The sequence below is a fragment of the Teichococcus deserti genome, from assembly GCF_001982615.1.
GTDB lineage: Bacteria > Pseudomonadota > Alphaproteobacteria > Acetobacterales > Acetobacteraceae > Pseudoroseomonas > Pseudoroseomonas deserti.
Genome location: NZ_MLCO01000101.1, coordinates 1 through 12543, shown reverse-complemented (window position 1 = coordinate 12543; position 12543 = coordinate 1). Strand labels below are relative to the sequence as shown.

The 12543-nt window shown below is 69.0% G+C and carries 15 protein-coding genes; 14 read left to right on the top strand and 1 reads right to left on the bottom strand.

The features are described from left to right. Positions 1-276: 276 nt before the first annotated feature. The 9 genes from BKE38_RS12360 (at position 277) to BKE38_RS12320 (ending at position 7827) form a co-directional block, all read left to right on the top strand. Positions 277-690, top strand: coding sequence for a hypothetical protein (locus tag BKE38_RS12360; protein WP_076957621.1), 414 nt, complete (start codon positions 277-279; stop codon positions 688-690). After that, the gene (locus tag BKE38_RS12355) at positions 687-2369 is read left to right on the top strand and encodes a terminase large subunit (protein WP_076957620.1); all 1683 of its coding nucleotides are present in this window, start codon (positions 687-689) and stop codon (positions 2367-2369) included. The genes BKE38_RS12360 and BKE38_RS12355 overlap by 4 nt, the downstream gene beginning before the upstream one ends. Then, positions 2369-3685, top strand: a complete 1317-nt coding sequence (locus tag BKE38_RS12350; RefSeq protein ID WP_076957619.1) for a phage portal protein — start codon at positions 2369-2371, stop codon at positions 3683-3685. Before BKE38_RS12355 ends, BKE38_RS12350 begins: the two co-directional genes overlap by 1 nt. Next, complete coding sequence (locus BKE38_RS12345) at positions 3686-4303, top strand: HK97 family phage prohead protease (protein WP_076957618.1); 618 nt, start codon at positions 3686-3688, stop codon at positions 4301-4303. A 50-nt stretch (positions 4304-4353) separates the two neighbouring features. Then, positions 4354-5832 carry a phage major capsid protein gene (locus BKE38_RS12340; protein ID WP_076957617.1) on the top strand — a complete coding sequence of 493 codons (1479 nt, stop codon included), beginning with the start codon at positions 4354-4356 and terminating at the stop codon, positions 5830-5832. 87 nt (positions 5833-5919) lie between these two features. After that, the gene (locus BKE38_RS12335; RefSeq protein WP_076957616.1) at positions 5920-6387 is read left to right on the top strand and encodes a hypothetical protein; all 468 of its coding nucleotides are present in this window, start codon (positions 5920-5922) and stop codon (positions 6385-6387) included. An 8-nt stretch (positions 6388-6395) separates the two neighbouring features. Next, positions 6396-7019 carry a hypothetical protein gene (locus tag BKE38_RS12330; protein WP_076957615.1) on the top strand — a complete coding sequence of 208 codons (624 nt, stop codon included), beginning with the start codon at positions 6396-6398 and terminating at the stop codon, positions 7017-7019. Next, a complete protein-coding gene (locus BKE38_RS32015) occupies positions 7016-7417 on the top strand; it encodes a hypothetical protein (RefSeq protein WP_076957614.1) in 402 nt (133 codons plus the stop codon). Before BKE38_RS12330 ends, BKE38_RS32015 begins: the two co-directional genes overlap by 4 nt. Then, positions 7417-7827 carry a phage tail terminator-like protein gene (locus BKE38_RS12320; RefSeq protein ID WP_076957613.1) on the top strand — a complete coding sequence of 137 codons (411 nt, stop codon included), beginning with the start codon at positions 7417-7419 and terminating at the stop codon, positions 7825-7827. Before BKE38_RS32015 ends, BKE38_RS12320 begins: the two co-directional genes overlap by 1 nt. Before the next feature lie 4 nt (positions 7828-7831). On the opposite strand, the gene BKE38_RS31480 is transcribed toward BKE38_RS12320, so the two are convergent. Further along, entirely contained in the window at positions 7832-8485 is a 654-nt protein-coding gene (locus BKE38_RS31480) for a hypothetical protein (protein WP_131829578.1), read from the bottom strand. Between the two features lie 106 nt (positions 8486-8591). Here BKE38_RS31480 and BKE38_RS32010 point away from each other — a divergent pair, with 106 nt between their 5' ends. The 5 genes from BKE38_RS32010 to BKE38_RS12300 form a co-directional block, all read left to right on the top strand. Further along, positions 8592-9794, top strand: coding sequence for a phage tail tube protein (locus BKE38_RS32010; protein WP_076957612.1), 1203 nt, complete (start codon positions 8592-8594; stop codon positions 9792-9794). 124 nt (positions 9795-9918) lie between these two features. Further along, positions 9919-10413, top strand: coding sequence for a hypothetical protein (locus BKE38_RS12310; RefSeq protein WP_076957611.1), 495 nt, complete (start codon positions 9919-9921; stop codon positions 10411-10413). Positions 10414-10436: 23 nt separating this feature from the next. Beyond that, the gene (locus BKE38_RS31475) at positions 10437-10700 is read left to right on the top strand and encodes a hypothetical protein (RefSeq protein WP_131829577.1); all 264 of its coding nucleotides are present in this window, start codon (positions 10437-10439) and stop codon (positions 10698-10700) included. Beyond that, entirely contained in the window at positions 10701-11336 is a 636-nt protein-coding gene (locus BKE38_RS12305; RefSeq protein ID WP_076957610.1) for an HK97 gp10 family phage protein, read from the top strand. Next, positions 11336-12543: coiled-coil domain-containing protein (locus BKE38_RS12300; RefSeq protein WP_076957609.1), on the top strand; the 1208-nt coding region annotated here is incomplete at its 3' end. The genes BKE38_RS12305 and BKE38_RS12300, both read left to right, overlap by 1 nt.

The following is a 12543-nucleotide window of genomic DNA, read 5'->3' as shown; positions in this document are numbered from 1 at the left end:
CCCTTGGGCCGCCCCGCGCCAGGCCGGAAGCCACCCTTCGCCATGTTTGAATTTCCTCTGGTAAGCCGTTGATCCGGCGGGCGAAAAAATCAAAGGCGCCCACCCCGGAAATCAAAGCGGGGGATTTAATCCGCAAATGGGCCCCCAAAGCGGTGGGGGACCCCCCACCGCTTTGGGGGCCCATTTGCGGATTAAATCCCCCGCTTTGATTTCCGGGGTGGGCGCCTTTGATTTTTTCGCCCGCCGGATCAACGGCTTACCAGAGGAAATTCAAACATGGCGAAGGGTGGCTTCCGGCCTGGCGCGGGGCGGCCCAAGGGCGCGGCCACCCGCAGCGGGAAGGGGCCGGCCAAGGCCAAGGTGAAGGCCGCCGAGAAGGTGCTCGAGAAGGCGGCCAAGGCGCCGCCGCCGGCGAAGGCCACGGCGGCCGAGGAGGGGCAGGGGGCGGAGCCGAGCACCAGGCGCTTCGCCTCCGCCCTCGATTTCGCGATGGAGATGATCAACGACCCGCAGGCCTCCATGGACGTGAAAGTACGTCTCGCGGTGGCCGCTCTGCCGTTCCAGCACCCCAAGCTGGAAGGGGCGGCGCCGGGCAAGAAGGAGCAGCGCCAGCAGGCCGCCGAGGCGGCGGCCGGCGGCAAGTTCGCTCCCCCGGCGCCGCCGAAGCTGGTGGTGGATAACGGCGGGTGAAGGAGTGGTCGACCGCCTGCCCCGACTGGGAGCAGCGCATCGTCGCCCGGCAGAGCCTGGTGCCCATGCCGCCCCTCTTTCCCGAAGAGGCCGCGGCGGCACTCGCGGTTTTCAAGGAGCTGATCATCCGGGACGCGCCCGGCAGCCCCAAGATCGGCGACGCCTGCCGCCCCTGGATCCTCTCCTTCGCCGAGGCGGTCTTCGGTTCCTATGACCACGAGACTGGCCGCCGGCTGATCCAGGAATACTTGCTTCTGGTCAGCAAGAAGAACACGAAATCGACCGTCGCCGCTGCGATCATGATGACGGCGCTGATCCGCAATTGGCGGCTATCGGCCGAGTACCTGATCCTGGCGCCGACTATTGAGATCGCCAACAACAGCTTCTACCCGGCCCGGGACATGGTGAAGGCCGATCCCGAGCTCGAGGCGCTGTTCCATGTGCAGGAGCACACGCGAACCATCACCCATCGCGGGACGCGGGCGACCCTGAAGGTGGTCGCGGCCGACAACAATACGGTGTCGGGCAAGAAGGCGACCGGCATTCTGGTCGACGAGCTGTGGCTCTTCGGGAAGCGGCCGGGCGCCGAGAATATGCTGCTCGAGGCGACCGGCGGCCTGGCCAGCCGGCCGGAAGGCTTCGTGATCTACCTCACCACCCAATCCGACGAGCCGCCGGCGGGGGTGATGGACCAGAAATTGAAGTATGCCCGCGGCGTGCGGGATGGACGGATCGCCGACAAGCACTTCCTGCCGATCCTCTACGAGTTCCCCGAGGCGATGCTGAAGGCCAAGGCGCACCGCCTGCCGCAGAATTTCTACGTCACCAACCCCAACCTGGGGCTTACGGTCGACGAGCATTTCCTGCAGAGCCGATACGACAAGGCAATAGAGGGGGGCGAGGGGTCCATTCAGGGCTTCCTGGCCAAGCACCTGAATGTCGAGATCGGCTTGGCGCTGCGCTCGGATCGCTGGGCCGGCGCCGACGTCTTCCTGAAGGCCGCGGTCCCCTCGCTGACGCTGGATGAGATCATCCGCAGCAGCGACGTGTTGGTGGCCGGCGGCGATGGCGGCGGCCTCGACGATCTGCTCGCCCTGGCGATCTTGGGCCGGCTGAAGTCGGACCCCAAGCAGTGGCGCCTGTGGTGCCATGCCTGGGCGCACCCGACCGTCTACGAGCGGCGCAAGTCCATCGTCACCGAGCTGGAGCGCTTCCAGAAGGATGGCCACCTGACCAGGGTGGAGAACATGGGCGACGACATCGCCCAGCTGGTCGCCATCCTGCAGAAGGTCGATGCCAGCAAGAAGCTGGTGCAGGTCGGCCTCGACGCCATGGGCGTGGGCAGCATCGTCGACGCGCTGGACGAGGCCGGCATCAACGGCGACCGCGTGGTCGCCGTGTCGCAGGGCTGGCAACTGACCAACGCCATCCGCACCGCCGAGCGCAAGCTGGCCGATGGTACGCTGACCCATTGCGGGCAGCCGCTGCTGGCCTGGGCGGTGGGCAATGCCCGCGTCGAGCCGCGCGGCAATGCCGTGATCATCACCAAGCAGGTCTCGGGCGCGACCAAGATCGACCCCCTGATGGCCAGCTTCAACACCGTGGCGCTGATGAGCCGCAACCCGGAACCGCCGAAGCAGAAGCTGAAGGCATCCCAGATCTTCGGAGGCACCGCCTGATGTGGCCCTTCCGGCGCCGCGGCGCGCCGACGCAGACCCGGAGCCGCCTCTACGACACCTGGCAGAACCTCCCCCGCTTCCTGGGCGGCGCGACCAAGTCAGGGGTGGAGGTGACGCGGGACAGCCCGATCACCCATGACACGGTGCTGTCCTGCTACAACGTCATCGCCGAGGGCTGTGCCATGCTGCCCCTCTACCTCTACCGGGAGGAGAAGGGGAAGCGGCGCCAGCGCTTCGTCAGCCGCGAGCACGCGACCGACCACCCGCTCTATGACGTGCTGCTGAACAGCCCGTGCCCGCACATGATCGCCTTCGACTATTGGAAGCTGGTCTTCTTCGAGAAGCTGCACCACGGGAACCACTACTCGCTGATCGAGCGGGACATGGACGGCCGCACCATCGGCCTGCTGCCGGTGGAATTCGGCCGCTGCCAGCCCTTCTGGTACCGGGACGAGGCCGGCAAATGGCGCCGCGCCTATCGGATCAGCAGCCGCGGCGGCGAAACCGCCATCTTCCTCGAGCACGAGGTGCTGCACCTGCAGCACATGCCGCTGATGCGCGGCGCCGATTATGGCCTCTATGGCCTGTCCGTCTGGGACATCTACCAGCGCGAGACCATCGGCAGCGCCCTGGCCACCAACGAGTTCGCGTCCACCAGCTTCGCCAATGGCGGCAACCTCAGCGGCATGATCGCCGTGAAGGACCCGCTCGACGACGAGGCGGCGGAGGAGGCGCGCATCCAGGTCAACCGCGCCTATGGCGGCCTGGGCAATGTCGGCAAGATCGGCGTCTTCGGCGGCGACGCGAAGTTCTACCCGATCAGCCAGGATGGCCAGAAGGCGCAGCTGCTCGAGACGCGCAAGTTCAACCGCTCGGTGATCGCCGGCATCCTCCGCGTGACGGCGCACCTGATCAACGACCTGGAGAAGGGCACCTTCTCCAACATCGAGCACCTCGACCTCGGCCACTACAAGCACTGCCTGCGGCCCCACCTGGTGGCCACCCAGCAGGCGGTGCTGATGAAGCTGCTGAGCCTGGAGGAGCGGCAGACCCTCTACGTCGACCACGACGAGAGCGAGATGCTGCGGGGCGACCTGAAGAGCCGCACCGAATTCTGGGCGCAGGCCATCCAGAACAGCATCGCCAAGCCCGACGAGGCGCGAGCTGACTTCAACCTGCCGCCGGAGCCCGGCGGCGACACCCTCTTCATCAACGGCGCCTCGGTGCCGATCCTGGTGGCCATCGCCATGGCGCAGCAGAAGCTGCAGGCGCCGATGATGACGCACCGCCGGCGGCGCCGGCAAAGGAACCCGTGAATGCTGGAGACTGACGGCGCGACGCCGGCGGCCCTCGAGCTGCGCTTCGCCGAGCTCGAGATCCGCGCCGGCGAGACCGGCGACGGCCTGCCGGCCCGGCTGATCCGCGGCCTGGCGGCGCCCTACCAGGCCAAGACCAGGATCCGCTCCTATGGCGGCCGCGAGTTCGAGGAGTGGCTCGAGCCGGGCGTCTTCGGCGAGACGCTGCGCAGCGGCGCCGACGTGCGCCTGCTGCTCGAGCACGACGAGCGGAGCCTGCTGGCCCGCACCAAGGCGGGCAACCTCCGCCTGCGCGACACGCCGCGGGGCCTCGAGTTCGAGGCCGAGCTGCCCGATACCCAGGCCGCGCGGGACGTGCTCGAGAACATCCGGGTCCGCAACTATGCGGGCATGTCCTTCGGCTTCCGGCCGGTCGACATGCAGAAGACCTATGGCGCCGATGGCCGCCTGGCGGCCGTCGCGCATCGCGCCGCGGCCCTGCATGAAATCTCCATCGTCTCGGCGCCGGCCTATGCCCGCACCTCGGTCGCGATGCGCTCCATCCTGCAGGCGGCGCCGCCTCCGGTGCCCGCCGAGGTGCTGGCGATGCGCCTGCGCCTGGCCCGAGCGCGCGGCTGACCCCCTCGCCGGGTGACCCCCGGCCCCCTTCTTCCTCCGAGGAATACCCCATGAAGCTCGGTCGCATGCTGACCGTGGCGCGCGCTGCGCTGTGCCTGGCCCTGCTGGGCGTGCTACTGCTGGACCCCGGCCAGGCGCTGGCCGCCGGCCTGAACCTCTCCCCCGCTTCCCTCGATGCCAGCCTGATCGGCGGCGCGCTGGCCTTCGGCCTGGGCGGCACCGTCACGCTGGTGGAGCTGCGCCAGAAGCGCGGCAAGCTGCTGGAGGAGATGGACACCATCACCCGGTCGGAGCTGACCGACGAAAGCCGGGCCCGGTTCGACACCCTGGACACCGAGCTGCGCACCGCCGACGCCGACATCGAGCGCATGACGCGGCTCGAGGAGGCGCAGCGCACCCGCGCGCTGGAACAGGCTCCGCCGCCGCCGGAGACGCGCTCCGATACCGTGCCGGCCGCGCCGGCCGGGCCGCGTGACCTTGGCCACGAGGTCGGCGGCTTCATCCGCTCCTACGCCATGGCTCAGCTCGCCTTCCGCAGCGGCGAGCGCATGGTGCAGCCGGCCGAGGTGGCGAAGGGCCTCTATGGCGAGCGGCACCCCATCACGCTGGAGGTGACGCGCGCGCAGACGCTGAGCGCCAATGCCGATGGCGGCTTCCTGGTCTCGCCGACCTATGCCTCCGAGCTGATCCGTCAGTTCGCGCCCAAGACCGTGGTGCGCCGCCGGGCGCGCGTGGTGCCGGGCAACAGCTCCTACCTGCGCGGCAAGGGTGGCGCGACGGTCGGCTATGTCGGCGAGGGCGAGCAGGGCGCCGTCACCGGCGTGAAGTTCGGCCTGATGGACATGACCGAGAAGGACATCTCGGCCATCCTGCCGATCAGCAAGAAGCTGCTGCGCAACGCCAACACCATCAGCACCGAGAGCTACTGCCGTGACGAGCTGGTGCGCGGCGCGACCGAGTTCGAGGACCGCAAGTGCCTCTACGGCACCGGCGTCGGCAAGGAGGTGAAGGGCTACGCCTATTCCATCCTGCCGAGCATGAAGTTCGACGCTGGTGCCCTCACCACGCCGAACAACGCCCAGGTCCGCGCGGTGCTGCGCAAGCTGCTGAAGGCGATGGCGCTGGCCAACGTCGAGATCGACGGCAACGAGCCGGCCTGGTTCATGAACCCGGCCATCAAGATGTACCTCGAGGACCTGTACCAGGGCGACGTGAAGGCCTTCCCGACGCTGGAAGGGCCGAACCCGACGCTGCTGGGCTATCCGGTCGACACCACGACCCACATCACCGGCCCGGCTGGCGATGGCGGCGAGATCTTCTTCGGCGCGCACCGCTTCGCCATGATCGGCGACAGCGTCGCCATGTCGCTGTCGGTGTCCGACCAGGCCTCCTTCACCGATGCTTCGGGCCGGCAGGTGAACATGTGGGCGCAGGGCCTGATGGCCATCAAGCTCGACATGTCGCACGACTTCGCCCTGCAGCACGAGGAGGCCTTCGGCATGGTCACCGGGGTGAAGTGGGGCCAGTGAGCCCCGCCTGCTGCTGAGCCTGCCGAGAAGGGCGCCTCCGGGCGCCCTTCGGCGTTTCCGGCCCCCTCCTGATCGAGACCCCCGACCATGTCCCTGACCCCCGCCCTGGGCCGCGATGACGCGGCCCTGCTGACGCCGCGCTTCTGCGCGGTCGAAACCTCCCTCACCGCCGGCGGCGCCGGCGATAACGCCGAGATCACCGGCGGCCAGATCGACCTGCGCGACGACTTCGGCACCAAGCGCTTCGCCAGCCTGACCCTGGTGCTGGCGGCACGCGCCACCCTGACCGCCGGCCAGGCGCTCGCCCTGAAGGCGGTGCGCTTCGAGCACAGCGACGACGCGAACACCTGGTCGGATGTCGAGCCCGGCGCGACGGTGCTGACGCTGCCCAGCTCGGCCGGCGGCACTGTCACCGGCGCCGCGGTGCTGGGCTGCAACCTGCTCGAGGCCAAGCGCTTCGTGCGGGCGAAGTTCACCCCCGACCTGTCGGCCGGCACGACCGACGTGGCGAAGGTCGGCGCCGTCTACGTGCTGTCCAGCCCGACCGAATACTGAGGGCGGGCATGCTGATCGTCACCAGCCGCACCACCACCCACGCGCTGGTCAGCCTGGCGCAGGTGAAGGCGGAGCTGAGCATCAGCGGCGACGAGCAGAATGCCGACCTGCTGAGCGCCATCGACAGCGCCTCGGTGATGATCGCCGGCCGCTGCAACCGCATCTTCGCCCGCGAGGGGCTGCGGCAGATCGTCTATGGCATCGATGGCCGCGAGTGCCTGCTGCTGGCGCGGCGGCCCGCCACTGTCCTCGCGGTCACGGTCGACGACGTCGAGCTGGCGCCCGAAGAATGGGCCCTGCCCGAAGACAGCGCGCGGCTGATGCGCCTGCGGGATGGCCTGCCGTGCGCCTGGAGCGGTCGCGTGATCATCGTCGAGTACGCCGCCGGCTATCGCTTGCCGGGGCAGCCCGACAGCGTCGAGGGGCCGCCGGTGCCGGAGGATCTTCGGATCGCCTGCCTGCGCCTGGTCACCGCCCTGCGGGAAAGCGCCGGGCGCGATCCGATGCTGCGCTCGGCCAGCATGGACCAGGTGGTGTCGCGCAGCTGGGTCGACCCTCGGAAGGGCGGCTCTGATCTGCCGCCGCAGGTGGCCGATGGAATCGCGCGCTATGTGCGCCGGAGCTTCGCATGAGCCTCGGCCGCACCCTGGCGCGCGAGGTCGCCCGCGACCTTCGCCGCGACGGCGAGCTCCTGGCGCTGGAGGCCGAGCCGGCGCCGCCGCCGCCGCCCGACCAGGGCAGCCTGACCTGGAACGCCCAGGCCGCCGCCGCTCCGCCGCCGGCGCGCGCCGAAAGCCGCGGCACCGTCCAGGGCTGGCGCCCTGACCGCATCGTCGGCGACGCCTACCAGGGCGAGATCGAGGTGCGGCTCAGCCCGCTGCTGCTGGCCGAGCTGGGCTGGGAGGCGGCGCCCCGCCGCGGCATGACCATCCTGGCGCGGGGGCATCGCTTCGCCGTGCAGAGCTGCGACACCCGCGCCCTCGGCGGCGTGGCGGTGCTGCACATCGTCCAGGCGAAGGGAGGCCGCTGATGGCCAGCCCGGAAGCCTGGCTCGACGCCCGCAGCCGGATCGAGGCGGCACAGGTGGGCGTGCCCATCGAGTGGCCCAACGAGCCCTTCGAGCCGCCGACCGAAGGCGACCGCCTGCACCTGGTGGTCGAGATGGCCGGCCACGTCACCGAGCCAGCAGAGATGGGCCAGGATGGCGTCTGGCTCGAGGACGGCACCCTTTACATGCATGTGCTGATCAAGGCCGGCGCCGGCAGCCTGCGGGCGCTGGTGCTGGCCAAGCACATGGTGGGGCTGTTCCGCGGCCTGCCGCCCGGCCCAATGGCCTACCGGCGCGCCAGCATCGGTGCCGGCCACCGTCCCGAGAAAGACGGCGAGTGGTGGTGCCTGACGGCCTCGGTCGATTGGGTCTTTCAGGACCGAACACGGTAGATCTTCACCGCGGGGAGGACTGCGCCACGATGTCGCAGAAGGCGGGAATATGCTCGTCAGTAAGGGCAAGATTGCCGGCCCAGTCGACATGCTCGGGCATCTTCCCTGTTGGGGACGTTCCTTGCGGATCGAAGCCCACCTTGAATAAGCCGCGGTGCGAGGCGAAAAGCTTGGGCCCGTATTTAGCACTGTTGTGCTTGGCCACATTAGCTAATAGCTGAAGCATCTTAAGGTCTTCGTGAAAACTGATACCTGCTGCGGTGAGCTTCTTCGTAATATCCTCGTGGTTGGGGCTTCCAGAAATCTCTATCCACTGGTGAGCAGATCTCTCCCATCGATGGTAAATCATTACAGCAAAGGCATTGCGCAGGTCGGCAAGATCCGCAAGCACTTCTGCGGCTCGGTAAGAGAGATGATCCTGATATGTCCAGACCTCAGGGTCATGATCTTCGGGTGAAGCCTTATGATGCGCTTCTTCTATGGCCTGAAGTTCTCTTTCAAATGGCTTTTTGGCCATCAGATAGCTTCCTTTGATAGCATCCAGCCTTTCGCGAAAATTGGTAGCTCGCCAATTCCGGATGAAGGCTGAAAGCTGAGGCGACAACATATGAGGTCCTGTGCTCCATGAACGTCGATTCATAAGCACAACTTCCAGCATCCGACAACTTCGGTGCGGTTCCGAACCGTAATGCAGGGCGCCGTTTGGCGCCCTTCTCTGTTTCTGGGCGCCTGGCGCCCCCCCATCCCCCGAGGATCACCACAGAATGCCCAGCGTTTCCGGCTACCAGGCCGGCATCGAGGCGAACGATGTCGAGCTGAGCTACGCGCTCGAGGCGACCTGGGGCGTCAAGCCCGCCGTCGCCTTCAACGCGCTTCGCTACACCGGCGAGAGCCTGGCCGGCGAGAAGCAGCGCTCGCGCCCGTCCGAGATCAACAAGAAGAAGCAGGTCTCCGCGTCGGTGACGCAGCAGGAGAGCGCCGGCGGCGGCCTCAACTTCGCGCTGAGCTACGGCACCTTCGACGATCTGATCGCCTGCCTGCTCGGCGACGACTGGAGCGCGGCGCTGGCCATCGATGGCGTCGGCGGCGACATCGTGGCCGCGGCCACCGGCAACAAGCTGACCAGCGCCACGGCCGGCAAGTTCGCTGCCGTCCAGGTCGGCCAGTGGATCAAGCTGTCGGGCTTCACCGCCTCCGCCGGCGCCAACAACGGCTTCTACAAGGTCGCCGCCAAGGCCTCGGCCCTGGAGCTGACGCTGGCCGGCAAGACGCTGATCAACGAGACGCCGGCCGGCACCGCCGCGAAGATCCGCGGCTCGATGATCCGCAATGGCACGCTGACCAAGAGCCTCTTCCTGCAGAAGAAGCTCTCCGCGAACATGTTCCTGCAGTACCCCGGCAGCATCGTCTCGCAGCTGTCGCTGAACGGCAGCACCGGCAACTTCTTCTCCGGCAGCTTCACCTTCATGTCGAAGGTCGAGCAGAAGGCACTCGTCGAGGGCTCCACCGGCGCCATCGTCGCTGCGCCCACCGGCCGCTTCCATGACGCGGTCGCGGGCTTCGGCGGCGTGCTGATCGCCGACACGCCGGTCGACGCTGTGGTCACCAGCGTCGCCCTGCAGGTGCAGCGCGAGGGCGCCGGTGCCGACTATGGCATGGGCTCCGCCTCGGCGCAGGGCATGCGCAACGGCAGCCTGACGGCCAGCGGCACCATCGCCATGCTCTTCAAGAGCTGGAACGAATACGACCGCTACAAGGCGGAGAGCGTGCAGCCGGTCGCCTGGCGCACCGCGGACGCCGATGGCGCCGCCTATGTCTTCGGCCTGCTCGGCTCCGTGCTCACCAATCCCAAGATCGTGGCCGGCGGCCGCGACCAGCCGGTCAGCGTCGAATGGACGGTCGAGGGCAATCCCGACCCGACCTTCGACCTGACGCTGCAGGTGGATCGCTTCTCCGCCGTCGCCTGACCCCGCTTCCGGCTGCAGCCGGGGGGCGCCGTGAGGCGCGCGGGGCGGCAGTGTTCGGGCGCTGCCGCCCCGCCTCTACCCGAGCCCGTCTTCTTTCCATCCTCCCCGAAGGGATCTGTTCACCATGACCGCCAACACCGCCAAGAAGCCCGCCTCCCTCTCCCTGCTGCAGGATCAGCGCATCGACAGCGCCGCCGAGCGCAATGGCGCCTGGATCGCACTCGGCCCCGACTTCGGCGACATCGAGGTGAAGGTGCGCGGCCTGACCTCCGATTACGAGGACGAGGTTCAGCGTCGCGTCCGCAAGGAAGGCGGCCGCCGTCCCGACCAGATGGCCGGCGAGAAGCGCCAGCGCATCGTGCGCGAGACCTTCGCGGAGCAGTGCTTCCTGGATGTGCGCAACCTGGTGCACCACGACGGCGAGAAGCAGGGCCAGCCGGTCACCGCCGACGAGTTCCGCGCGCTGATCCTGAACCCCGACTACCGCAAGGTCTATTACGCGACGCTGGCCGCCGCGACCGAGGTGGGCGAGACCTGGAAGGAGCAGGCCGACGCCACGGCGGGAAACTCGCCGAGCGCCTCCGGCACCATCTCCGGTGGTCACACCTCCAACATCTGAGCGAGGATCTTGGCGAAGGGTGGGTGCCTAACCCGCCCGAAGCCGATCCGCTCGATAACTGGTGCTGGCGTGCCTGGTGGGAGCTGGATCCCGAGCGCCAGTGGGCCGCCGGCGGCATGGGCCCGCCGCAGCCTCTCAGCATCCCCTGGCGCGCTTCCGACGCCTGGGCGGAGCACCACGGCCTCGACCGCGACGAGCTGGCGCTGCTGCGCCAGTGCCTCGCGGCGATGGATGCCGTCTACCGGGAATGGTGCGCCGAAAAGGCCAAGAAGACAGGGGATCAGTGAATGGCGCGGAATGCCTTCGCGCTGCGCACGGCTGTCTTCGTGCAGCAGCACCTCTCGGCCGAGGCGCGCTCCGCGGCGTTGGCGCGCGCCGCCCGCAAGGGCCTCGCGGGTCTGATCGCCGCTGGCCGCGCGGTCGAGACCTATGACCTGCTGGTCGACGGCCAGCTTGGCCGAACCGAGGACCAGGTGCGGCCGGATGGCGTGATCGTCTACCGCTTCCAGCGGATCGGTGAGGCGGCCAAGGCGGCCGTCGACTTCCTGAAGCGGCGCTCTCCCGTCCTGACGGGCAACTACCAGGACAGCTTCCACATCGCGGTGAATGGCCGATCCATCCGGGCCGAGGCCTTCGACCCCAAGATGGTGCCTGGTGAGGCCGAGCTGCTGATCTTCAACCGGCAGCCCTATAGCCGCCTGGTCGACAGCCAGCGCGCCGGCAACCAGGCGGTGAAGTTCCGCTCCGAGCCGCACCTCTTCGACGACGCGGCCCGCGCCATGAAGCGCCGCTTCCGCGAGCTGGACATCCAATCCCTCTACACCGTCACCTTTCCTGGGCAGTACCGGCTGCTGACCGGCGCGCGCGCCGGCCAACGTGTGGCCAGCCCAGGCCTGGTGATCCGACGCAATAAGGATCGCTGATGGCCGGAACCGATCTGCTCGAGCGCGCCGTCTTCGAGGCGGCGATCAGCGATCAGGCCAGCGGCCCCGCCCGTGCTGTGACCCAGGCCTTCGCCAACATGGCGGCGGGGGCCGAGAAGGTCGCACGGGCGCAGGAAGAGCTGGTCACCTCCTCCTCGCGCGGCGCCGATGCGCTGCGCCGGCGCTACCTCGACGAGGAGAAGCTGGCAGCCAAGAGCGAGCAGGCGCAGCGCAAGCTGGCCGCTGTCATCCGTGACGTGGACAAGGCGCGCCGCGAGGAAGGCCTGGCGGAGGCCGACGCCGCCGCCATCACCGCCCGCGCAACCGCGGAGGCCGAAAAGGCCATCCGGGTCGCGCAGGAGCGCATCGCCCGCGAGAACGCGCAGATGCGGGCGCTGCAGCAGGCCTCCGCCGCCGCCGAGGCGGCGACCCGCAGCGAGGCCGACCTGAGCCGGGCCCGCTCCGAGGCGCTGGCCGGCATCGTCTCCCAGACCAAGGCGCTGGGCGACCTGCGCGCCCGCTATGACCCCCTGTTCGCCGCGCAGCGCCAGCACCTGGCCGCGCTGCGCGACATCTCCGAGCTCGAGAAGGCGGGCACCCTGACCACCGAGCGGGCCGCGGCCATCCGCGCCCGGCTGGTCGCCTCCTACCGGGAGGAGAAGGAGGAGCTGGTCAGCCTGGCCGCCCTGGACCGGCAGCGCGACACCGCGCTGCGGGAGCAGGCACGGGCGGCCGAGGAGGCGGCGCAGGCGCTGCAGCGGGTGGTCACCAGCGCGGCCAATTACGGCCAGGCGCTGGGCAACCTCCGCGCCCGCTACGACCCTCTCTATGCCGCGCAGCGCCAGCACCGGCAGGCGATGCAGGAGGTGGCCACCCTGGAAAAGGCCGGGGCGCTGACCGCCGAGCAGGCGGCCGCCTCGCGCGCCCGGCTGGGCGCAGCCCTGCGCACCGCTCAGCAGGAGGCCAGCGGCCTGGCCGCCATCGAGCGCCAGCAGGCGCAGGCCTCGGCCGAGGCCAAGCGGGCCTCCGACCAGCAGGGCGCCGCCCTGGACCAGCTGCGCGGCCGCTACAGCCCGCTCTTTGCCGCGGCTCAGCAGTACCGGCAGGAGCTGAAGCTGCTGGCCGACGCTGAGAAGGCCGGCGCCATCGCAGCGGCCGACGCCGCGCAGCTGCGCAGCCAGGTGAAGTCGGGCTTCGCCGACCAGGT